This window comes from Candidatus Binatia bacterium (assembly GCA_029243485.1).
Classification (GTDB): Bacteria; Desulfobacterota; Binatia; order UBA12015; family UBA12015; genus VGTG01.
Window position 1 is genome coordinate 112,968 of the sequence record JAQWRY010000062.1, and the last position, 22,695, is coordinate 135,662.

20 protein-coding genes and 1 pseudogene are annotated in these 22,695 nt (G+C 65.3%); 10 read left to right on the top strand and 11 right to left on the bottom strand.

Annotated features, from left to right (window positions below; genetic code table 11):
- Nucleotides 1-158: 158 nt before the first annotated feature.
- Genes P8R42_17580 through P8R42_17590 form a run of 3 tightly spaced genes read left to right on the top strand, consistent with a single transcriptional unit; the run spans nt 159 to nt 1,881 of the window.
- Nucleotides 159-992, top strand: a complete 834-nt coding sequence (locus P8R42_17580) for a hypothetical protein (protein MDG2306421.1) — start codon at nt 159-161, stop codon at nt 990-992.
- Between the two features lie 5 nt (nt 993-997).
- Nucleotides 998-1,519 (top strand): hypothetical protein, encoded by a 522-nt coding sequence (locus P8R42_17585; GenBank protein MDG2306422.1) that lies wholly within the window; start codon nt 998-1,000, stop codon nt 1,517-1,519.
- Between the two features lie 56 nt (nt 1,520-1,575).
- Entirely contained in the window at nt 1,576-1,881 is a 306-nt protein-coding gene (locus P8R42_17590; protein ID MDG2306423.1) for a response regulator, read from the top strand.
- Here P8R42_17590 and P8R42_17595 read toward each other — a convergent pair.
- The 4 genes and pseudogenes from P8R42_17595 to P8R42_17610 all read right to left on the bottom strand — a co-directional run bounded on the left by P8R42_17595 (nt 1,853) and on the right by P8R42_17610 (nt 4,968).
- Complete coding sequence (locus P8R42_17595) at nt 1,853-3,025, bottom strand: lipid-transfer protein (protein MDG2306424.1); 1,173 nt, start codon at nt 3,023-3,025, stop codon at nt 1,853-1,855. The two genes, P8R42_17590 and P8R42_17595, sit on opposite strands and share 29 nt — an antisense overlap.
- A gap of 77 nt (nt 3,026-3,102) precedes the next feature.
- On the bottom strand, nt 3,103-3,435 hold the full coding sequence (locus P8R42_17600) for a Rieske 2Fe-2S domain-containing protein (protein MDG2306425.1): 333 nt from the start codon (nt 3,433-3,435) through the stop codon (nt 3,103-3,105).
- On the bottom strand, nt 3,428-4,720 hold the full coding sequence (locus P8R42_17605) for an aromatic ring-hydroxylating dioxygenase subunit alpha (protein ID MDG2306426.1): 1,293 nt from the start codon (nt 4,718-4,720) through the stop codon (nt 3,428-3,430). Before P8R42_17605 ends, P8R42_17600 begins: the two co-directional genes overlap by 8 nt.
- A gap of 143 nt (nt 4,721-4,863) precedes the next feature.
- A pseudogene (locus P8R42_17610) lies at nt 4,864-4,968 on the bottom strand (ATP-binding protein).
- Nucleotides 4,969-5,257: 289 nt separating this feature from the next.
- Between P8R42_17610 and P8R42_17615 the strand changes: the two are divergent.
- Together P8R42_17615 and P8R42_17620 are read left to right on the top strand one after the other, a co-directional pair.
- A complete protein-coding gene (locus P8R42_17615; protein MDG2306427.1) occupies nt 5,258-6,460 on the top strand; it encodes an HDOD domain-containing protein in 1,203 nt (400 codons plus the stop codon).
- Between the two features lie 80 nt (nt 6,461-6,540).
- Nucleotides 6,541-7,320, top strand: a complete 780-nt coding sequence (locus tag P8R42_17620; GenBank protein MDG2306428.1) for a Sir2 family NAD-dependent protein deacetylase — start codon at nt 6,541-6,543, stop codon at nt 7,318-7,320.
- On the opposite strand, the gene P8R42_17625 is transcribed toward P8R42_17620, so the two are convergent.
- On the bottom strand, nt 7,285-8,166 hold the full coding sequence (locus P8R42_17625) for a sterol desaturase family protein (protein ID MDG2306429.1): 882 nt from the start codon (nt 8,164-8,166) through the stop codon (nt 7,285-7,287). The two genes, P8R42_17620 and P8R42_17625, sit on opposite strands and share 36 nt — an antisense overlap.
- A complete protein-coding gene (locus P8R42_17630; protein ID MDG2306430.1) occupies nt 8,166-8,807 on the bottom strand; it encodes a TetR/AcrR family transcriptional regulator in 642 nt (213 codons plus the stop codon). The genes P8R42_17625 and P8R42_17630 overlap by 1 nt, the downstream gene beginning before the upstream one ends.
- Nucleotides 8,808-8,942: 135 nt before the next feature.
- Between P8R42_17630 and P8R42_17635 the strand changes: the two genes are divergently transcribed.
- The 4 genes from P8R42_17635 to P8R42_17650 are packed head-to-tail and all read left to right on the top strand — an operon-like array spanning nt 8,943 to nt 14,730.
- Entirely contained in the window at nt 8,943-9,575 is a 633-nt protein-coding gene (locus P8R42_17635) for a TetR/AcrR family transcriptional regulator (protein ID MDG2306431.1), read from the top strand.
- Between the two features lie 14 nt (nt 9,576-9,589).
- Nucleotides 9,590-10,744, top strand: a complete 1,155-nt coding sequence (locus P8R42_17640; protein MDG2306432.1) for an efflux RND transporter periplasmic adaptor subunit — start codon at nt 9,590-9,592, stop codon at nt 10,742-10,744.
- Entirely contained in the window at nt 10,741-13,950 is a 3,210-nt protein-coding gene (locus tag P8R42_17645; GenBank protein ID MDG2306433.1) for an efflux RND transporter permease subunit, read from the top strand. The genes P8R42_17640 and P8R42_17645 overlap by 4 nt, the downstream gene beginning before the upstream one ends.
- A gap of 60 nt (nt 13,951-14,010) precedes the next feature.
- Nucleotides 14,011-14,730 carry a GNAT family protein gene (locus P8R42_17650; GenBank protein ID MDG2306434.1) on the top strand — a complete coding sequence of 240 codons (720 nt, stop codon included), beginning with the start codon at nt 14,011-14,013 and terminating at the stop codon, nt 14,728-14,730.
- A gap of 35 nt (nt 14,731-14,765) precedes the next feature.
- Here P8R42_17650 and P8R42_17655 read toward each other — a convergent pair whose 3' ends face one another.
- Complete coding sequence (locus tag P8R42_17655) at nt 14,766-15,140, bottom strand: hypothetical protein (protein MDG2306435.1); 375 nt, start codon at nt 15,138-15,140, stop codon at nt 14,766-14,768.
- 534 nt (nt 15,141-15,674) lie between these two features.
- Between P8R42_17655 and P8R42_17660 the strand changes: the two genes are divergently transcribed.
- On the top strand, nt 15,675-17,462 hold the full coding sequence (locus tag P8R42_17660; protein ID MDG2306436.1) for a phosphoenolpyruvate carboxykinase (GTP): 1,788 nt from the start codon (nt 15,675-15,677) through the stop codon (nt 17,460-17,462).
- Nucleotides 17,463-17,519: 57 nt separating this feature from the next.
- On the opposite strand, the gene P8R42_17665 is transcribed toward P8R42_17660, so the two are convergent.
- The 4 genes from P8R42_17665 to P8R42_17680 form a co-directional block, all read right to left on the bottom strand.
- Nucleotides 17,520-18,803 (bottom strand): BamA/TamA family outer membrane protein, encoded by a 1,284-nt coding sequence (locus P8R42_17665; protein MDG2306437.1) that lies wholly within the window; start codon nt 18,801-18,803, stop codon nt 17,520-17,522.
- Nucleotides 18,804-19,036: 233 nt separating this feature from the next.
- Nucleotides 19,037-20,740, bottom strand: coding sequence for an aldehyde ferredoxin oxidoreductase C-terminal domain-containing protein (locus P8R42_17670; GenBank protein MDG2306438.1), 1,704 nt, complete (start codon nt 20,738-20,740; stop codon nt 19,037-19,039).
- A 78-nt stretch (nt 20,741-20,818) separates the two neighbouring features.
- Nucleotides 20,819-22,369, bottom strand: coding sequence for an SGNH/GDSL hydrolase family protein (locus tag P8R42_17675; GenBank protein MDG2306439.1), 1,551 nt, complete (start codon nt 22,367-22,369; stop codon nt 20,819-20,821).
- Between the two features lie 24 nt (nt 22,370-22,393).
- The gene (locus P8R42_17680) at nt 22,394-22,624 is read right to left on the bottom strand and encodes a hypothetical protein (protein ID MDG2306440.1); all 231 of its coding nucleotides are present in this window, start codon (nt 22,622-22,624) and stop codon (nt 22,394-22,396) included.
- Nucleotides 22,625-22,695 lie beyond the last annotated feature (71 nt).

The following is a 22,695-nucleotide window of genomic DNA, read 5'->3' on the forward strand; positions in this document are numbered from 1 at the left end:
CTCAGAGTCGCGTCCGATCGCCTGATCCCGTTTTCCCTCTCGCTAAAAAAGTCGCCGCGTCTCCCCGAAGCCGACTTGACCTGTTCACATTTTTCGAACATATCATTCACAATGTTTGTGAAAACAATCCCCGTAGGCCCGAAAAGGGCCGTGCGGTGATGGCGCGCAAGCCCGCACAAGAGCTCACCGGGGATCGCCAACGGACGATCGGCGACGTGTTCTACGAGACCCGGGTCCTGAAGGGGCGGCATTACTCACTGCGTCGGTTCGCCGACGAAGTGCTCGGCGGCCGGATCGAGCCGGTCATGCTGAGCTACATCGAAAAGGGCGAGCGCTTCCCCAACGAGGATCTGGTGCGCCACGTTGCCGCCGCGCGAAGAGAAGATCCCCAAGCCCTGCTCGCCGTCCTGTGGCGCGACCGGGTTCTCTACGCCATCGCGCGCGAACTCGACCGTGCCTTCGACGCAGAACCCGCCGTCGGCGAAATCAACAACGGAGAACTCGCGGTGCGGCTCAGCCGCGCCGTCGCCGCCCTCCCCGACGACGAGGGTTGGATCTCGCAACGGAACTGGCGCCGAGACTTCCGGCGCGAGCGGAAGAAGACGAAGAAGAAGCGGCCCGCAGCCGAAGAGGCCGCCCTCGACTCCGAAGTCGAAGCTACGCTCCTCGACCACGGCTTGATTGAGATCCACGCCGGTAAGGTGCGCCGACGCGGACGCCACCACCAAGCGGAAACCCGCCGCGAGCGCCAAGCCGTGGCACACCAGTTCGCGCAGCTCTTCGCAAAGGGGCTTCTCGACCGAGTCGCACTCGCGGAGGAGGATACGGGAACGTATCTTCGCAACCACTATCTGAACATCGAACGAAATCGAATTCCGGAGTTCCACGCAGCCCTCGAGGATTCCCTGCGTGAACTCACAGAGCGATTCGCCGCCGACCCGTCGGAGGCGACGGAGTTCATGAACGTTTTGGCTACCGCGACGCCGAGGTGACCGTCATGGATCGAACGAGAAACCGAAGAAACTGGATCGCCGGCGTCGCCGCACTCATCTTCATCGCCTGCGGCGGAAGCGGGTCGACCGGATTAATCCTTCCGGAGACGGCTCTGTTCGACGAAGTGCGTGAGACCGGGGAATGTCGCGACGGGCACGGGACGACCTACTGTTTCGCCGTTGCGGCCGAGACTTCGGGCCTCCCGGACCCGAGCGCGCCCTGCCAAGGCCCCTGCCTCGGATTCGACCCGCTCTACCTGTTCGGAACGACGGGCCTCGCCCCGGATGCCGTCTGCGCGGTGGCCACACGAAGCGACGGCGCGCTGTGGACCCTCGAGGCACCGGCGCCAGTCGGCCTGGACGAGTCGTCGTTCGCGGTCTTCCCGCCGGAAGCCTTCGATCCGGCGGAAGGCCCGCTCGAGGCGGCCCTACTGTGCTTCGACGATCCGCCGGAGTCGCTCCCGAGCACCGCCGAGATGCTCGCAGACGCGGACCCGAGCATCGTCTTCGTCGCGCCGCTGCTCTAGCCGGCAGCAGGCGCGCTGGGCGCGACCAGACCTGATCCTCTTGGACCGGCACCGGGATGGACGTGCTCGAGGTGCTGGCGAACAGCGGCGCGCTCGTCCCCGTTCTCGTACTTACGGGGCTCGACCCGGACGAGGTCGAGATGCCGGCGCTGCGCTCGGGCGTGCAGCAGTTCTTGAAGAAACCGGTCCGGAAGCCTGCCCTGCTCCGTGCTGTGGCCAAACTCCTCGCTACGTCGGACAACGCTGCGGAGGGTTGGTCACCACGGTCCGGCGGGAACTTCGACTGGCAATCGAACCACGCGGTCGGGCACTACCGCCGTTGCCGGCGGCGCACTAGGCACCCAGGATCAGCCCGCTCGTAGGCACACCGGTGCCCGCAGTCACGAGAATGTTCTCGAGATCCTCAACCTGATTGACGGCGGTTCCTCGGATCTGCCGTACGCCTTCGGCCACGCCGTTCATCCCGTGAATGTACGCCTCGCCGAGCTGACCGCCGTGGGTGTTCGTCGGAAGCCGCCCGCCCATCTCGAGGTGATCGTCGCGCACGAAATCCTTCGCCTCACCGCGGCCGCAAAACCCGAACTCCTCGAGCTGCGAGAGCACAAACGGCGTGAAGTGATCGTAGAGCACGGCGGCCTTGATGTCGTCGGGCCCGAGCCCCGAGGTCTCCCAGAGTTCGCGAGCGACGACGCTCATCTCCGGCAGCCCGGTGAATCCGTCTCGGTAGTAGCTCGTCATCATGTGCTGCTGCGGCCCGGCTCCCTGCGCCGCCGCGCGGATCAGGACCGGCTTCTGCTTCAGATCCTTCGCGCGCTCGGGGCTGGTCACTACGATCGCCTGTGCACCGTCGCTCTCCTGGCAACAGTCCAGAAGACGGAGCGGCTCCACGATCCAGCGCGAGTCCCGGTGATCGTCCAACGTGATCGCCTGCTCGTAGAACCAGGCCTTGGGATTCGTCGCGGCGTGCTTTCGGTCGGCGACCGCCACTCGACCGAAGTCATCGGTGGTTGCGCCGAACTCGTGCATGTACCTCTGGGCGAACATCGCCACCCACGACGCCGGCGTGACCAGGCCGAACGGCGCGTACCAGTCGAACTGAGTGCCCTCGGCCGTGGGGACCGAGACCCGGTTCTGCACGCCCGCACCAAAGCGTCGCCCGGAGCGCTCATTCATCGCGCGGTAACACACGACGACGTCCGCGACTCCGGTCGCCACCGCCATCGCCGCCTGGAGCGTCGTCGCACACGCCGCGCCGCCGCCGTAGTGGATGCGGCTGAAGAGCCGCAGTGCACCGAAGCCGAGATTCCTCTGCACCTGGATCTCGGGATTGTTCTCCATCGTGAAGACGGACATCCCGTCGACGTCGCCGGGCGCGAGGCCCGCGTCTTCGAGCGCCTCGCGGATGGCCTCACCGGCCAGCTGCATCTCACTGCGGCCGGAGTTCTTCGAAAACTCCGTCGCGCCGATGCCGACGATCGCCGCCTGGTCCTTAAGTCGATTTCCCATCTGAACGAGCCTCCGGCCGGGCTTCTAACGATGGAAGGGCGCGAGCGCGAACGGTCGGAGAGTCCCGATGCCGAACGCTATGACCCCGACACCGGGTCCAGCTGGACAAGAAGCCCCGCATCCCCTTGCCGCACCGGGAAAACCCGAACCGGCCGGCGGATGGGGGGCGCCACCGGCGCGCCGGTCCGTACATCGAGCTTGCCTCCGTGAAACGGGCACTCGAGTACGCTCCCACGCAGGACGCCAGGCGCGAGGGCAACGCCCGCGTGCGGACATTGATTCGTGATCACGGACGGCTCTCCGCCGGCGTTGCACAGAAGCAACTCGTGCCCTTCTACCTCGAACGCGGAGACGCGCCCCTCCGCCGGCATCGCGACCGGGACCGAGGCCCAGCGCGCCTCGTCAGCCACGACCATCCGCGCCTTCGCCGAGGTAATGCATAAGCGTGTCGTGGAAGTGCAGGATCCGAATCTCCTGCGCACCGAGGTGCAGGTTCCGAAACGCACGGGAGCGCATCCCTCGCTGGATGCGCGGGAGATTGTAGAGATCTTCGTCGAGGAGATTGCCACCGTCACATCGACCGTCGAACCGGTCGCCGGCCGCCTCCTTCAGGATGAGCTTCTCCGGGCGTGGCACGGGCTGGTCCGGCGTATTCACGAGATTCCAGAAATCGAAGAGCATCTTGTTCGGGTCGTCGGGGTGCGGACGGTGCGTGAACACCCACACAAACATCGAGTGGGTGTTGAACGTCACGTTCGGGAAGATCGTGTAGTGGAAGTCGTCGCACATCTGCGACTCGTTCAACGCGGAGAAATCGGCTCCGACCGCCGGACCGATTCCCCGGATCGAATCTGCGAACGCCTTCCGTGCGTCCTGGGTATTCCCGTTGAAGTTGTCGACGTCGACGCCGACGCGCTTGAGGAACATCTCCTTCATGCCCGGCGTGACCGTTCCCGCGCCGCGGTGGCGGGGGCTGGCCTGGATCTCCGGGAAGATCATGCGGGTGTGCTTTTCGTAGCAATCGTACTGGGTATTCACGTCGTCCGAGAACTCGAGTGTCCACGTGTGCGTCGCCGCGATGTGGTACGCCTCGTTGAACGCGTCGACACTCGTCTTCCAGTTGCAGTCGATCTCGATCGTGCTGTCGAACGCGACCTTCCAGCGCTCGAACCCGTACGGGTCGAGGTGATGCGGAACGATTCCGAGGTACTCGTGAAGAGGCTCGATGTCGGGATCGAGACTCAGGAAGACGAAACCGGCCCACGTCTCACAGCGCACCGGCTGCAGGCCCAGCTGATCTTTCGGAACGCCTTGGGGAAAGCACTCGGCGTCGAGCGCCTTCAAGAGCCGACCGTCGACGTCGTACTCCCATCCGTGAAAAAGACACGAGAAGCGCTCTGCGTGTCCAATTCCGGGCTCCCGCAGCCGGTTGCCCCGGTGCATGCAAACGTTGTAGCGGGCGGCCAGACTCCCATCGGCCTGCCGAATGACGAGCACCGACTCCGAACCGATCTCGAACGTGAAGTAATCCCCCGGGTTGGGGGCGTCCGAGGCACGACCGGCGAGCAGCCATACGCGCGTCCACATCCGATCCCACTCGAGGGCTGCAAACTCGGCGCTGGTGTAACGATCCTTCGGCACAGGCGCGTAGCTCAGCGCGGGATCGGGGGCCTTCTCCATCGGGGTCGGTCGCATCCCCAAAAGGTCGCAACTCCCTCTCGCCGGGTCAACGCCGACCGCCCATGCGAGAGCTCGCTGCGGCCGCGCCGCCGATCGAGTCTCCCGGATCGGCCAGCCCCTCTTCCCCCGACTTCGTCCCGCCCGACCCCCGAAACCCGCGGGAGCGTGAAGTGGAACGTGCCCCCAGCGCTGAGCCGACTCTCGGCCCAGATGCGACCACCGTGACACGTCACAATCTCGTGGCAGATGGCGAGACCGAGGCCCACCTGCAATCGCAGGCGGATCTCCGTCGTGGACGAGTTGGGCCCCGGCGAGAATTGATCGAGGATCCACTCCATTGTGGGGGATTCGGGCCCGGCGCTGCGTGGCTCGACGGCTGTCCCTCGGCTCACCCGAAGCTCCTATCAGGGACCGGGGGGCCCATGAAGTGGGGCGACTCTCCCGTCAGTCGGAGAGTCAAAGTATTCGCAGATTCATGCGCCACCCGCCTCCCGTGAGTGCCGCACACATGGAACCATGCAGGGCCATATCCCCCCTTCGAACGGAGACGCCGTGAGACGAATCCTCGTCATCGATGCAGGTCCCAAGTTAGCCGACGGCATTCGCCACGAACTCGCCAACCTCCAGCGCGAGGGTCGCGTGCGGGTTGCATCAGATCGCGACGGAGCCCTGCAGGAGCTCGAAGCGGGTCGCTACGACGCGGTCGTATGCGCCATTTACCCGACCGGCCTCGATGGGGGGAAGATCCTCTCGCACATCCACGGCAGCTCCCCCACGACCGTACGCATCGCCGTCGCGGAGAAGGTCGAAGCGACGATGCCGAGCGTCTCCACCGCACATCGCTTCATCCCTCGTCACACATCGCCGGCGGAGATGCTCGAGGTCGTGGATCGGTGCTGCAATTTGCAAGGCTTGCTCGTGAGCCCCTCGGTTGCGCGGCTTGTCAGTTCCGTCGGCACCCTTCCGCCCATTCCACATCTCTATGCGCAGCTCATCCAGATGCTCTCGGATCCCGAAGTCGGTCTTCGCGATCTGGCGCAGGTCGTCGAAAGGGACACGGCGATCGCCGATCGCATCCTTCATGTCGCGAACTCCGCATTCTTCGGTCTGCCCCGCCAGGTCAAGACGATCGAACAAGCGCTGAACTACACCGGCGTGAATACCGTGAAGAGCCTCGTCCTCTCAGCCGAGGTCTTCCGTTCGTTCTCCGACGACAGCGGCGCCTCCCGGCTTCCTCTCGACGAGAGGCAAGACCACGCGCTTCTCACGGCGAACATCGCGCGCCGGCTTCCCGCAGACCGTGACACCGCCGAGGAAGCGTTCACCGCAGCCCTCCTGCATGACGTCGGGAAGCTCGTTCTCGCCTCCCGGCTCCCCGAGGAGTTCATCGAGAACGTGGCAGCCGTCATCGAGCAGCAGAGACCGGTCGAGAGCATCGAACAGGACCGATACGGCGTAAGCCACGCGGAGGTCGGCGCCTACCTCCTCGCCCTGTGGGGGCTCCCCGAGACCATCGTGGAAGCGGTCGCGCATCACCACTCACCCATGCGAGTCGCGCACGAATCCTTCGAACTCCTGGACGCTGTCCATCTCGCCAACCATCTCGCCCTCGAGCAGAGCGGCGAAAGCTCCGCCGATGCCAAGGCGGACGCGCGACTCGACCCCCAGTACGTCGATGCCCTTCAACTCGAGGAACGAATCCCAGAGTGGCGCGCGATGGCCGCCGAACAGGCCGGAACCGACCAGGCCGGATAGCCATCCGCTTCGTTCCGCGGTAGGAACCGTTCGAGCGGGCCGGTGTCCGGCCGAGCCGCCGAGGGAACGAGGCACGATCGATGGACGGCGAGACGAACGAAGACGCGCTGACGTCGGCGCGAGAGTGGATCGACGAAGCGCAGCGCGTGGTGGTGCTGACGGGCGCCGGAATCTCGACGGACTCCGGCATCGCGGACTTCCGCGGTCCCAAAGGGTTGTGGACCAAGAATCCGGAAGCCGAGAAGGCCGCAACCCTACACCACTACGTCGGCGACCCCGACATTCGAAAACGCGCCTGGAAGAACCGCCTCGACTCTCCGATGTGGCAAGCGGAACCGAACACGGGCCACCTGGCATTGGTCGAACTCGAACGCAGAGGCAAGCTCGACACGTTGATCACCCAGAACGTGGATGGGCTTCATCACAAGGCCGGAACGTCCCCGGAGATCGTCGTCGAGATCCACGGCAACGTCCGTGAGGTCGGGTGTCTCGACTGCGGCGAGCGAGCCCCGATGGAGCGCGCGCTCGACCGCGTCCGCTCGGGCGAAGAGGACCCGGCGTGCCGCACCTGCGGCGGCATCCTCAAGTCCGCAACCATCTCGTTCGGCCAGGGACTCGTCGCGTCCGACCTCATGCGCGCCGAACGAGCCGCGCGGTCTTGCGATCTCATGATCGCAATCGGGACGACGCTGGCGGTCTTTCCCGTTGCCGGGGTCGTGCCGACGGCCAAGGAGTCCGGCGCCAGAGTCGTCATCCTGAACGCGCAGCCGACCGAGATGGACGGCCTCGCCGACGCCGTGCTCCGCGGCCCCATCGGAACGTTGCTACCGCAGCTGGTGGGAACCGCGGACCTTCAGTAGGTCCGCCTGCATCTCGCGCGCCGTCTGCGTCGAACGGTAGGGGCTCCAGCCCGGAGGCTGCAGGAGATACGACACGGAGTCGTGCCACGTCTCCGCGTTCCGCGCGTCGCAGAACATTGCCGCCCATTCATGAAACGCGATCTTCACGGGGTGGAAGGTGTGGATGTTCTTTGTGAGGCCGTAGTCGACCGGCTCACTCTCCGGCTCGAAGCTGTCGAACAGGCGATCCCACACGATCAGGATGCCACCGTAGTTACGATCGAGGTACCGCACGTTCCGACCGTGATGCACCCGGTGATGCGAGGGTGTGTTCAGGAACGACTCGAGCGGGCCCAGCCCACCGATGAGCTCCGTGTGAATCCAGAACTGGTAGATCAGACTGACGGACTGGGCGAAGACGATCGCCAGTGGATCGAATCCGATCAACGCGAGCGGCACCCAGAAGATCGGCCCGGTAAACGGTGTGGTCCAGCACTGGCGCAGCGCGGTCGACAGGTTGTAGCGAGTGCTCGAGTGATGGTTCACGTGCCCGGCCCAGAGCATCCGGACCTCGTGGTGCATTCGGTGAAACCAGTAGTAGCAAAAGTCCTCGCCCACGAGCAGCAGCGGAAGAGTCCACCAGGTGAAGTCGACCTGTCCGATCGCGAGCATCGAGGCGGCGTCGTACACGACGAAAGCCCACGCCTTGGCGAACAGACCCACCACGACGTTGCCCACGCCCATCGACAGACTCGCAAACGTGTCTTTGGTTTCGTACCCCCGCACCTTGCGGCTCGCCGTGAGGATCGACTCGAGGACGATCAGTGCGATGAAACCGGGAACGGCGAACGCGATGAGCATCGACATCAGGCCACGCCCTCCAACTCCAACCGCGCCCAACGCTCGAGCGCCTCGAGTGCGGGCTCCTCCCGATCGAGGTCCGGCAGGACTGCGGAACCGAGCGCCGCGCCCTGCATCGTGTTGAGCAGAACATCGACGACGGCATCGAAGCGATCATTGCCGGCGGCCTGTTGCGCAAAGAGTCCGCGAGCGACGAGACGCAGATTGTCGCGGTGGGCGCGAAGGGCCGGCTCGATTGCCCCGCGCAGTTCGGCATCCGTACGGGCGGCCACGTAGAGCTCAAACGCGGCTTGCAGCCGGGGCTCGGCGAACGTCTGCCGCAGGAGGCGGATCGCGCCGCTCAGCCGGCCCCCCGGGTCTTGCGCCGCGAGCTTGGAGAAAGACCGCCGGTAGTCCTCCACCATCGTCGCGAAGAGATGCTCGACGGCCGCGCTCAGCAGCTCGACCTTCGATGCGAAGTGCTTGAAGAGAGCGCCCTGCGAGACGCCGGCGCGCTGCCCGATCTCGGTTGTGCTGGAACCGGCGTGACCCCGATCGACCAGGCATTCGACCGTCGCGTCGAGGATTTTCCGGCGGGTCGCCCGGCTTCGCGCCTGCTTAGGTGCCCTGCGCGATTCGACCGGCTGCACCACCGTCTTGACCATCATGTTGCCTAGACTAGCTTTTTCATTAAAACGTGACAAGTCACTTTCTTTAAGAGAGACCATATTGACTCAGCGCGTCTTCCAACGTACGCTTCAAACACGTGATTGAAGCACCTGGCTGAGTTCTCGGAGGTACCCTTGCGACAAATCGACACCAAAGACCGGCTCTTGGAAGCCGCCGAGCGCCTGTTCGCGAGCGGAGGACTCTCGCGTACGTCGCTGCGCGCCATCACCTGCGAAGCCGGGGTGAACGTGGCGGCGGTGCACTACCACTTCGGCTCCAAGGACGAGCTCCTGGTGGAACTCGTCCGTCGCCGCATCGCGCCGATGAACGAAGAGCGCCTCGCCCGACTCGAGGAAATCGAGAGCCGCCACAGCGAGGGCGCCCTCCCCCTCGACCCGGTACTGCGGGCGTTCATCGAGCCGGCCTTCCGCTTCCGGACCGAGATGAGCGGCCAAGAACAACTCGGGCGCTTTTTCGGGCGCCTCTACTCCGAGCCCGAAGAGATCCTCGAGTCGACCCTGCGGGAGATCTTCGAGGATATCGCAAAACGCTTCCGCGCCGCTTTCGCACGCGCGGTTCCCGGGCTGCCCGACAGCGAACTCGACTGGCGGTTCCACTTCCTCATCGGTGTCGTGGTGCACACACTGATGGGGCGACGTGAGATGGACACCCCCAACGACGGAACCGCACCCGATCACGAAGTGATCGATCGCGTCGTCGCCTTCACGGCGGCGGGACTCAGTGCTCCGGTGGAGATCGGCCAGTGAAGACACGCATTCCAATGAAGATCCTTCTTCCGATCGTCATCGTCGCCATCGGCGGTGTCGGCGCGACCGTGCTCGTCGCGGCGCGCGCCAAGGTCGAAACGAAGCCGCCGTCGCTGACCGCACCGCTCGTCCGAGTGCGTACGGTGACTCCCACGACCGTGCAGCTCGACGTGTGGGGTCAGGGCACCGTTCAACCTCGGACGGAAAGCAACCTCGTTGCGGAAGTCGACGGACGCGCCCTCTGGGTTTCGCCCGACCTCGTGAGCGGTGGCTTCTTCGAGGAAGGCGATCCGCTGATCCGCATGGACACGACCGACTACGAGCTTCACGTCGCCCGAACCGCTGCGACCGTGGAGAGTTCTGCGAGCCGGCTGTCGCTCGCGCGGAAGACGCTCGCGCGGAACCAGACGCTCGCGAAGACCGGCGCCATCAGCAAACTCGAACTCGACGATGCGGAGAACAACGCCCGCGTCGCCGAAGCCGTGCAACGCGAGGCCGACGCCGCGTACCAGCAGGCCCGTCGCAACCTCGACCGTACCGAGATCCGCGCGCCGTTCGATGGCCGTGTCCGCTCCGAGAACATCGACGTCGGACAGTTCCTGTCCAAGGGCGCAGCCATCGCGAAGGTCTACGCCGTCGACTTCGCCGAAGTCCGCCTCCCGCTCGCCGACGCCGACCTCGCCTTTCTGGACCTCGATCTCGCAAATCGCCGGGACAAGAGCGCCGAGTCGGGCCCCGCGGTCGAGCTGAGTGCCAAGTTCGCCGGCCAAGACCGGCAGTGGACGGGCCACGTGACCCGCACCGAGGGCGAGATCGACCAGCGCAGCCGGATGGTCCATGTGATCGTCCGCGTCGAGGACCCCTACGGGGCCGCCGTCGATGATGGCGGCGCTCCCCTCGCCGTCGGGCTCTTCGTCAACGCGACCATCGCCGGCCGTGAATTGCCCGGTGCAATCGTCCTCCCTCGTGCGGCCATGCGCGGCGCAGACCGCGTCCTCGTGGTCGATGCCGAAGACCGCCTCGCCGAGCGCAAGGTCGAGGTCGCTCGCAAGCTTCGCGACGAAGTCATCCTCTCCAGCGGACTCGAGGCCGGAGACCGCGTGCTTCTCTCCACCATCGAAGGGGCAACTAGCGGCATGAAGGTACGCGTCGTCGAGGACGCCGCGTGAAGGCCGCAATCGCGTGGTTCGCTCGCAACTCGGTTGCGGCGAACCTTCTGATGCTCGTGATCGTGGTCGGCGGACTCCTCGCGCTGCCCCGACTGAAGATGGAGATCTTTCCCGCCGTCGAGGCGGATCTCGTCCTCGTAACAGTCCCCTACCGGGGCGCCTCCCCTTCCGAAGTCGAGAAGGGCGTCTGCATCCGCGTCGAAGAGCGCATTCAGGGCATCGAGGGAATCGAGCGCCTCGACTGCACTGCGTCCGAGGGCATGGGGCTCATCATGGCCGAGGTCCACGCGTGGGCCGACACCGACGGGGTGCTCGACGACATCAAGACCGAGGTCGACGCGATCGACACCTTCCCCGCCGAAACCGACAACCCGATCATCAAGCGCGCGACGATGCGCGCCCGCGTGATCAACGTCGCGGTCTACGGCGATGTCGGCGAGCGCACGCTGCGCGAGTACGGCCAGAAGGTCCGCGACGACATCGCAGAGCTACCCGGCATCACGGTCGCGAAGCTTCGCAATACGAGAAACTACGAGATTTCGATCGAGGTCTCCGAGTCGGACCTCGGACGCCACGCGCTGACCTTCGATGACGTCGTTGGGGCCGTGCAGCGCTCGTCCCTCGACCTCCCTGCCGGCTCGATCAAAACCAGCGCCGGCGAGATCTCCCTGCGGACCAAGGGCCAGGCGTATTCCGCCCGGGACTTCGAGAACATCGTCCTCGTGGCGAGTTCGGACGGCAGTCGCGTCCTCGTCGGCGACGTCGCCCGTGTCATCGACGGCTTCGAAGACACCGACCGTTGGGCGATCTTCGATGGCCAGCCCTCTGTGATGATCCAGGTGTACCGCGTGGGCGACCAGGGTGCGCTCGATGTCGCCGCACAGGTGAAGAAGTACATCGGCGAGGCTCAGGCGTCCCTTCCTCCGGGCCTCTCCGTCACCACATGGCAGGACGAATCGGTCTACTTGCGCGCCCGACTGAACACGCTGCTCGCCAATGGCCGGCTCGGGTTCTTCCTGATCTTCGGCGTGCTCGCCATGTTCCTGCGACTCCGCCTCGCATTCTGGGTGGGCCTCGGCGTGCCCATCGCGATGCTCGGAACCTTCATCGCCCTGCCCTGGTTCGACGTCTCGATCAACCTACTGTCGTTGTTCGCGTTCCTGGTCGTCCTCGGAATCCTCGTCGACGATGCGATCGTCGTCGGCGAGAACATCCATACGCATCAAGAAAAGGGTGAAGACCCGGTCGAGTCCGCGATCGAGGGCGCGCAAGAAGTCGCGGTGCCGGTGACGTTCGGCGTGCTCACGACCATCGCCGCGTTCTCGCCGCTCCTGATGATCCCTGGCGACATGGGCAAGATGACACGACAGATTCCCATCGTCGTGATCACGGCCCTGGTCTTCTCGTTCATCGAATCCAAGATGATTCTTCCCGCCCACCTCGCGCACGCGCGCGCTCGCGGCAACAAGTCGGGCGCGTGGTCGTCCGCCAAGTGGAAGCGCTTCCAAGCCGGCGTCGTGAACGGCCTCGAACGATTCACCAAGGGACCCTATGCTCGGTTCCTCCAGCTTTCCGTCGACTGGCGGTACTCCACGGCAGCCGCCGGGGCGGCCCTCCTCCTCATCACAGCGGGCCTCGTAGGTGGCGGCTGGGTGCGATTCCACTTCATGCCGGCGATCGAGGGCGACAACGTCGTCGCTTTCGTCACCCTGCCCCAGGGAACGCCCGCCGACGTGACGGCGAAGGCCATCAAGCAACTCGAAGCAAGCGCCGACGCGGTACGAGCGGAACTCGACGGCGCCGAGGTCGTGAAAGAAGGCAGCGTCTTCCACCACACCCTGTCCAGTGTCGGCGAGCAGCCCTACCGGAAGCGACAGGAACGGGAGTCGAGCGGATCGCTCGCCGGCGGCGCCAACGAACCCCACACGGGAGAGGTCAACATCGAACTCGCCCCGTCGGAAACACGCGGCGCCACCAGCCTGGAGGTCGCGAACCTCTGGCGAGAAAAGACTGGAGCGATTCCCGATGCGGTCGAGCTCGGCTTCACGTCAGCGATGTTCGACGCGGGAGAGGCTCTGCACGTCGAGCTTCGCGGCCAGGATGGGGACGGACTTCGCGACGCTGCGGCCGCGGTTCGGCGGCGTCTCGAGCAGTATCCCGGCGTCTACGACGTCACCGACTCCTTCCGAGGTGGAAAGCAGGAGGTCGCGCTCTCGATCCGCGACTCCGCGGAGGCCCTCGGGCTCTCACTGCAGGATCTTGCGCGGCAGGTTCGTCAGGCCTTCTACGGCGACGAAGCCCAGCGGATTCAACGAGGCCGCGACGACGTCCGCGTAATGGTTCGTTACCCCCGCGAAAGCCGGCGATCGCTCGGCGACGTCGAGCAGATGCGTGTTCGAATGTCGGACGGCACTGCGGTGCCGTTCTCCTCCGTCGGCGACTATGAGCTCGACCGAGGCTACTCCACCATCTACCGCGCCGACCGGCGGCGCATCGTGTCGGTCACAGCCGACGTCAACCCTAACGTCGCCAGTCCGAACGACATCGCGGCCGACCTGAGCAAGAACGTACTTCCCGCCCTCCTCGCAGACTTCGAGGGCATCACCTACGCGATGCAGGGCGAGCAAGCCGAGCAGGCGGAGTTCGGCACCTTCATGCTCCGTGGATTCGGCATCGCGATGCTCGTCATCTTCGCACTCCTCGCAATCCCGCTCGGCTCGTACGTGCAGCCCCTCATCATCATGACGGCGATTCCCTTCGGGATGGTCGGTGCGATCTTCGGCCACCTGATCATGAACTGGGACCTGAGCATGTTTTCCGTGATCGGCATGGTCGCCGTATCGGGCGTCGTCGTGAACGACAGCCTGGTTCTCGTGGACTACGTGAACCGCATGCGCGCGAAAGGCCTCACCCCTGTCGAGGCGGTTCAGCAGGCGGGCATGTCGCGCCTCCGCCCGATCATCCTCACCTCGCTCACGACGTTCGCCGGACTGAGCCCTCTTCTTGCGGAGCAGAGCGTACAGGCGCAGTTCCTGATCCCGATGGCCATCTCGCTCGCCTTCGGCGTTCTCTTCGCGACCGTCGTAACGCTCGTACTCGTGCCGACCGCGTACATGATCGTGGAAGACGCAAATCAGTTTCTGGCGGGCCTCCGCGGCGCGAAGGAGGACTCTGCCGGCGGCGAGGACCCGACTCCCGCGCACTGAGGGTTTCTAAGGCGTTGAACATCGGTTGATGTAAACGGGGCAGCCTGCGAAACGAAGCACATGTCACAGCGCATAAACGACCTCGGACAGCCGATCGGCATTCCGGTTTCGAACTGGACCCGACGCCCCCTCCCGTCCAAACAAGCACTCGAGGGCCGGCTCTGTCGGCTTGAGGTACTTCGGGCCGACGAACACGCCGCGCGCCTGCACGAGCAGAACCTCGCCGACATCGAGGCTCGAGGCTGGACGTACCTCCCTTACGGCCCGTTCGCGTCGCTGGCCGACTACACCAAGTTCCTGCAGTTAGCCGAGTCCCAAGAAGACCCGATCTTCTACGCGATCATCGATCGGGCCTCCGGCGAACCCGTCGGCGTGGCAAGCTACCTCCGAATCGACCCGGCGATGGGTTCGATCGAAGTCGGACACCTCCGGTACACCCCGGCGCTGCAGCAGACACCCGCCTCCACCGAGGCGATGTACCTGATGATGCGCCACGTCTTCGACGATCTCGGCTACCGCCGATACGAGTGGAAGTGCGATAGCCTGAACGCCCCCTCCGTCGCCGCCGCGCGCCGGCTCGGATTCCAGTTCGAGGGAACGTTCCGGCAGGCCGCCGTCACGAAGGGCCGCAACCGTGATACCTCCTGGCTATCGATCGTCGACAGCGAATGGCCCGGCATCCGAGACGCCCTCGAGGGCTGGCTCGCACCGACGAACTTCGACGAGTCGGGCGGGCAGAGACGACCCCTGGCCGAGCTGATGCCGGGCTCACCGTCGTAACAGCCGGCCCAGTCGCACGAGACCGCCAGGGCCGATCAGGACCAGAGCACGAACCCGCTCCAATCGTACTGTCGAGCGAACGCGACCAACACGAGCGCATTGGCCGCAACGACCCCTGCGACCAGGAAAATCCAGGGAACGGGACTCCCTCGGCCGTTCAAAGAACGGAGCGGAGGCAGGATTGCGATGGCGAGCGCGGGGAACCCGGAAAGAAAGTACCTGCCGTGAACACCGGCTGCCCAGTCGTGCTCCGCCGGTGTCCAAGTCGCGAGGGCTGCGATCACAGCCGCGAGAAAAACGGAGACGAACACAACCGCACCAACGACTCGTTGCATCGGCGTCGGCCTCCACCGCCGACCGTCCAACGCCACAGCAAGCAGGAGCATGCGTGGCGCGTAGACCAGCTTCACGACCCCGAGGCCACCAGTTGCCCCCAGAAGGAGAACCACAACAGCTGCGCACCCGCGGGGATCGGCCCCTGTTCATCACGTCCCCACAAGAGCGGCAATCGCGGTGCCTGCTGCCGGTGGACACCCCGCCGCCGCCGCCCTTCGACTCCGAGACTTGGGCTGCCCTGCACGATCGGGGCGCGGGATCCAAGACCGGAACTGGGGAACACCGCCCCGACAAGGAGGCGATGCGGACGCCCAAGGCCCCGGAAGATGGACCGTAGGGCGCGGGAATCAGCAAAAAGCTCCCGTCCCTGCCTGCAGACCAACAAGACCCACCGAAGCCCCCCCAACGAGGCGCGACTAGAGTGACGATTAAACAAACCGCCGAGACTAACCAACGTCCCTACTGATTTCGCCCGGCCTGCCTGGAGTTTCTGCCCTTCCCTGGGCCCGGATGCCGCGCTATGCAAAAGGGGTAGAAGGCCACCTTTAGATGGTGGCCATAAACCGAGAGCTTCGGTTATATTGCGTCCTTCCCGCAAGCGACCGAGATTGCACAAACTACCCGATCAGCAAAGGAAACCAGCGATGAGCAACGCCCGGAACGCCCACGTCGAGAAGTGGGTCAACGAAGTCGCGGAAAAGACCCAGCCTGACAACATCGAGTGGTGCGACGGCTCCGAAGAGGAGCGTGAGCGCCTCACTCAGCTCGCCGTGGACCAGGGCATCCTCACTCCGCTGAACCAGGAGAAGCGGCCCGGCTGCTACATTCATCGCTCCGACCCCAAGGACGTCGCGCGCGTCGAGCACCTCACGTTCATCTGCTCGCGCGAAGAGAAGGACGCCGGCCCCACCAACAACTGGATGGCGCCGAAGGACGCGTACGACAAGCTCGGCAAACTCTTCGGCGGCTCCATGAAGGGCCGCACGATGTACGTCGTGCCGTACGCCATGGGACCCCTCGGCTCGCCGATGACGAAGATCGGCGTCGAGATCACCGACAGCGTTTACGTCGTCCTCAACATGCGCATCATGACTCGCATGGGCAGCGGCGCGCTCGACATGCTCGGCGACTCCAACGACTTCAACCGCGGCCTTCACTCCACGCTCGACCTCGACCCGGAGAAGCGGTTCATCTGCCACTTCCCCGAGGACAACACGATCTGGTCGTGCGGCAGTGGCTACGGCGGCAACGTGCTGCTCGGCAAGAAGTGCCTCGCGCTTCGCATCGGCTCCTTCCTCGGCAAGACCGAGGGTTGGTTCGCAGAGCACATGCTGATCCTCGGCGTCGAGAGCCCGGAAGGCGAGAAGACGTTCGTCGCTGCCGCGTTCCCGAGCGCCTGCGGCAAGACGAACTTCGCAATGATGGTCCCGCCCGAGCAGTACAAGGGCTGGAAGATCACGACCGTCGGTGACGACATTGCGTGGATGCGCGTCGGCGACGACGGCCGCCTCTGGGCAATCAACCCCGAGAACGGCTACTTCGGTGTCGCGCCGGGAACGTCGAACAAGTCGAACCCGAACGCACTGAAGTCCGTCGCGAAGAACACGCTGTTCACCAACGTCGCCACCACGCCCGACGGCGACATCTGGTGGGAAGGCATGGACGGCGAAACGCCCGAAGAGCTCACCGACTGGCGCGGCAACCCCTGGAAGAAGGGCTCCAAGGAAAAGGCAGCCCACCCGAACAGCCGGTTCACCGCCCCGATGGAGAACAACCCGGTCCTCGATTCGGCCGCCAATGAGCCTGCCGGCGTGCCGATCTCCGCCATCATCTTCGGTGGGCGTCGCAGCACGACCGTGCCCCTCGTTCTCGAGAGCTTCAACTGGGCACACGGCGTCTACCTCGGCGCGACGATGGGCTCCGAGACGACCGCGGCCGCAACCGGCGCCGTCGGCGTCGTCCGGCGTGACCCGATGGCCATGCTGCCCTTCTGTGGCTACAACATGGGCGATTACCTCGGCCATTGGCTGAACATGCAGAAGAACATCGGCAAGCCGCCGCGCATCTTCCAGGTGAACTGGTTCCGCCAGGACGCCGACGGCAAGTTCATCTGGCCAGGCTTCGGCGAGAACATGCGTGTTCTCAAGTGGATCATCGATCGCGCCGCCGGTCGTGTCGCCGCTCGCGAGACCCCGCTCGGTTGGGTCCCCGACGAGGGACAGATCGATGTCAGCGGTCTCGATCTCTCGGCCGAGGCCATGAAGGATCTCACCGAGGTCGACCCGGCCGCATGGAAGGCCGAGTTCGAGCTTCAGAGCGATCTCTTCGACAAGGTCGCGGGCTCGATGCCCGAAGCGCTGAAGCTGCAGCGCGAACTCTTCCTGTCCCGCCTGTAGAACCGGATTCGAGGAGAGATGCGCGGGCCTCCGCGCGTCTCTCCTCTCCGCTTCCCTTCAGAAGGTCTGGCCGAAGGCCAGATAGACCAGCGCAGTTTCCTCTTCGCTGAAACCCACGTCGATCCGCGCGACCAGCGCCTCGGACAAACTGATCCGTACGCCACCGCCGTAGTCCCATCGGTAGCGATTCACTTCCGCCCGCGCGGACTCGCCCTCTTCTTCCCGAATCGCCTGGTCGCTGATGAACACCCGGCCGGTATCGCCGAAGGCAACGCCACCGATACGCACGCGCCAGAGGTTGAAGAAGTCGAAGTCGGCGATTGGAAAGCGGACCTCGGTATTCACCACGACGCGCCCCGTCCCGTAGAAGCGGTGCGGGAAGAAGCCTCGTAGCGTATCGTCCCCGCCGAGCTCGGCCATCTCCCAGTAGGGCACCGCCTGATCCGGGCCAAGGATCTGCTCCCCGTTCGCCCGCGCAGCAAGCGTGAGGTTGTCGTCGAAGAAGGAGTAGACGAAGCCCAGGTCCCCGATGAACTGCGTGTACTCGAAGTCGCTCCCGAGGTCGCGATTCGTGTGGAGGGCCTTCAGGATGAGTCGCCAGCCCTCGGTGGGGTTGAAGATGTCGTCGCGCGAGGTCCAGACGAGCGAAAGCGCGAGAGGACTCACGTCGCCCCCCTCGATCCCAGTGAGGGCGGGGAACTCGTCGGTCGTGAACGGGAGGTCGTCGAGCCCATTGCCGTCGCTGATGTTCACGCGACGCCAGCCGCTCTCCACGTTGAGGGAGAGCCGTTGTATCGGGCGCCACGAGAACGTCAGACCGGCTCGGATGTCCTCGATCCCATTGACCGATGCAGGCTCGGGACCCTGATCATTGTTGCCGAGGCCCCAGAAGCGACGCTGTGGATCCTTCTCGTACGCGCCGCGAAACAGGATCAGCAGCTGATCGTCGAGCAGCGGCGGCGTCGCGACCGTGAGCCGCACCACGTTCTGTTCGTTCTGCGAATAGAAGCCCTCGATGTCGAAGGTCGTGCGGTTGCCGAGGAGATTGCGGTCGACGAACTTGACGCCACCGAGAATCCCGGTCGCCGGACCGAAGCCGACCTGCGGCAGGAGCGCCCAACTCCGGGTCCCGAGCAGGTCAATCCCGTCGTCGGCCTCGGCGGACGCGGCCGGCGCCCCATCCGGCACCCCGTCCGGCGCCCCATCCTGCGCCCCGTCCGGCGGCGGCTCGGGCGTCCCGTCCGGCCTCGGGTCCACTGGCAATCTGTCTTGCGGCAAGAGCTGCGCGATCGCCTGCTCGACTTCCAGGCGCTCGATGGCGGCCGCAGAAGAGAACAGCACCGGGACGAGGAGTGCCGCCGCAAGGGTGTTGCGACGCCAACCAACCCCGCTCCGTTCACAGGATCTCCCCATCTCGCTCGAGCGAACTCCCACTCTGTTCATCGACGTCGCAGCGCCGGATCCTTACACCGCCGGGCCGCGCAGGACCCGAAAGCGACGAAGGCCCCGATGTCCATGACATCGGGGCCTCCGTTCAACCCGACCCGAGTCGGGGAAGCAACCAATTGCGGGGCTCAGCCCACCGCCTTCATGGCGCGGAGCTCGTCCGAGATTGGGTAACGCGTGAAGACCTTGTCCATCGTGGCGCGGTCCACGGCGTAGACCGCGTCGTTGCCGGGAACCTTCTCCGTGCGGCACCAGTCGGGGAGATCGCCCTGCTCAGGCGGGCGACCCGCCTTGCGGTTGAATTCCCACTCATCGTTCATGCACTGCCAACCGATCTCGGCCGCCTCTTCGAAGGTGACGTCGCGACCGACCATCGCGCTGTAGAGCGTGGCGATATCCGCGATCGACGGCTGCTGGAACTGGCAGAAACCGCTGGAATCACAGAGGGCGTTGACGAGCTGCGCCTCCTGCGAGGCCTTCGCCGGATCTTCCGGAGCGCCGATGATGAGTCCGGCCGTGTGGTCGGCGCCCATCGCGCTGGTGGCGTACGTGACGCCTGTCGCGTTCAGCGTCCGAGGCTCCCATGCCGGGAGGCCCTGACCACCGACCGCGGGAACGCGATCGATGTTGAACTTCGCGGCGGTCGCGCAGACACCGCGGCCCACCGTCTCGGCGACATCGTCGCCCTTGTCGATCTTCTCCATCAGAGCGAGAGCCGCCGGACCATCGCCGAAGGCGAGCGCGCCGGCTTCCATGGCAACGCCGATCGCGCCGCCGGTCTCGATCGTGTCGAGGCCGAGCTCATCACAGAGGCGATCCATCTTCGCGACGATGTCGAGATCGTCGATCTCACAGTTCGACCCACACAGCGTCAGGGTCTCGAACTCGAGAGCGGACGTGACATGCTTGCCGTCCGGACCGTGCACGACGTTCGAGCACGAAACGATGCAGCCGGTCATGCAATGGTGCATGCCACCGCCACGCTCGGCGAAGTTCTCCTGGATGCGCTCACCGTCGAGCTTGTCGGCGCCATCAAACTGCATCAGGCGACGGTTCCGCGTCGGGAAGGTGTGCAACATGTTCGCGACGGGGACCGTGGTCGACGTGCCCTTCGCAAAGATCTGCGGGCCCGCTTTGTACTCCTTGGACATGTTCGCGATGTACTTCTTGAACGTCGGCATGTCTTCGGGGAGACGAGCCTTGGTGCCCTCGTCGTCGACGACGATTGCCTTCAGACCCTTCACGCCCAGAGAGGCGCCGAGGCCGCCGCGCGCCGCATGACGCGTCGGGCGACGGGCGCCCTCGTCGGTGAACGCAACGCTCGCGCCCTGGAGACCGAGCTCGCCAGCCGACCCGACCAGCACGTAGGCCGCTCGCTCGGAGCATGTCTCGTGGAGCTTCTCGGCTGCCGCGTAGGTACGCAGCATCTTCAGCTCCGGAGCTTCGACCATCTCGTAGCCGTCTTTGTTGACGACGACCTTGTAGCGCTTGTCGGCATCCTTCGCCTTGCCTTCGACGATCGCGCAGCGATAGCCGAGACGCATCAGCTTCTGGCCGGCCTGCCCGCCCGAGTTGGCCTCTTTGATCCCGCCGGTGAGAGCGCTCTTACCACCGACACTCATTCGGCCGGAAGTCGGAGCGACCGAGCCCGAGAGCACGCCCGGGGCGATCACGACCTTGTTCTCTGGGCCGAGCGCGTCACACGCCGGGTCCACTTCCTTCAAGAGGATCTTGGCCGACAGGGCCCGGCCGCCGAGCAACTGCCACTCCTCGGGGAAGGGCTCGTCGGTGACCTTCAGGTTCGTCATGTCGATGCGAAGAATCTTGTCCATGGCTTTCTCGACCTCCGGGGTGTTGATTTATCAGCTTTTTCGACCGGGAAGAACCTGCGGCAGCGCCGCGTCCCGACCTCAGAACAGCGTATAGATGAAAGGCGCCAGCCACGGCGACGAAGCCGCCACGACCAGAAGCGCGCCCAACGACAGCAAACCGGCCAGGACCGGCAGTACATACCACTGCCCTCGCCGTACGAATGTACCAAATAGCTCGGCCATGACACCGAGACGTTTCCGTAGATACCAGATCGACGCCCCCAGAATCGCCCCCACGACGATTCCGGGCACGAACCGTTGGAGCCAGACCGGCAGGAACCCGGCCAGCCAATCGACGGAGTAGATGAAGACCAGGACGAAGCCGATGAGCGCCGCCACTGGCCCGTAGCTCCCGACCGCCCCCTGATCGGGAAACCGGCGTAAGAAAAGCGTCCCGAGGACGAGCCAGATTCCAGCCGCGATCAGCAGAGCCCGGCCGAGCCCGCCTCCACCCGCCCCGGAATCGATCACGGGGGCCCAGTCGCCGGCCGCCCGGGGCGGCGCGCCTAGGAGCCGCGGCGAGGCCAGCGCGTCTGCGAGCTCGCCGGCGAGAGCCCGGTTCCCGAGCGCGTTCGTGTGCCAGTCCCGCTCGAAGTACACGGCTTCGGCACCACTCTTCGAGGCAGCGAGGAGCGCGGTTCGCGGATCCACGACCTCGAGGCCGGCCTGTTCTGCCCGCTGGACCATGCCGAGAAAGGGACGTTCGGGATCGTAGACGGGGTCACTTATGATCTGCTGCATGCCGCCGCGCGCGACCGGATCGATCTGCGCCTTGTCCGGAACGACCAGGACGAGCGGTTCGGCACCGATGTTCGCGGCGACGGTCACAAACGCTCGCAGAGCCGCGGCGGTCTCGGGCCATCCCTGTGCATCGGCGCTGAGGCGCACACCCCACTCCGCCGGCAATGGGCGCGGACCGTCCAACATCGGAACCGTCTGCGACGAGAAGGTCTTGCTGAGGAGATTGCCCAGCGCAGTGTTTCGCACCCACCACGAACGCAGCCCCGGATCGACCAGGGGAACGAGCGTGCCCGGCACGCCATCCGCAGACACCGGGAAACGCGGCTTCGGGTACCGGAGGTAACTGTCCTGCCCGTTCCAGAAGATGTCGTTCTCGTACATCTGCAGAACGACGACGTCGGGGGCGTACCGCGCGCCCTCCCGAGCGAGCCAAAGGACTTCTTGATCGGTCGAATACCCTTCGGTGCCACCGTTCAGCACTTCGACGTTCCGACCCTCCGCGACGAGCCTCGCGCCGAGCAGGCCGGAGATCGTGTCCGGGCGATCGACAGTGTAGCCGAGCGTGAACGAGTCCCCGATGACGAGCACGCGCTTCGCGTCCGCCGACTTCGCGTAACCGACCGACTCCGGCTCACGCAGACCGCGGCTGTTGGTCTCGAGGGTCACGTCGAACTCGCCGGTCTGGCGGCGGATCGAGGCGTCGCGAGTCTTGGTCCACCCGAGGGCACCATCGAACTGATTCATCGTCGGCGCCGGTCCGAACCCGATCAGCCGCAGGCCCCCCTCGACCACGACGAGAAGCATGAGGCCAGTAACGAGACAGGCGAGGATCTGATTGAGAAGCTTCACGGCGCGATCGGGTTCGGAAACGGGCTAGCCCTGCCTCTGCGCGGCGTCGATGGTCTCGTTGTCCTTCGGCCACGGCGCGAAGGCAGTGTCCTTCGGGCGGCGCATCCGCAGAGGGTCACTCAGGACGCGCGAGATGAGCGCCACTGGCCCGAGAAGGACGAAGTACAGGGCCCCGAGAACGATGCCTCCCATGACCTCGCCGAAGCGATGCAGGAAGGCCGTCACCGTGGCCAGACCACCGGCAGACTGCTCCATACGCCCTGCCACTCTACTGGATGGGCTGCGGGCATCACAACCGCGCAGCCGCGGCTGAGGCCGAATTCCGC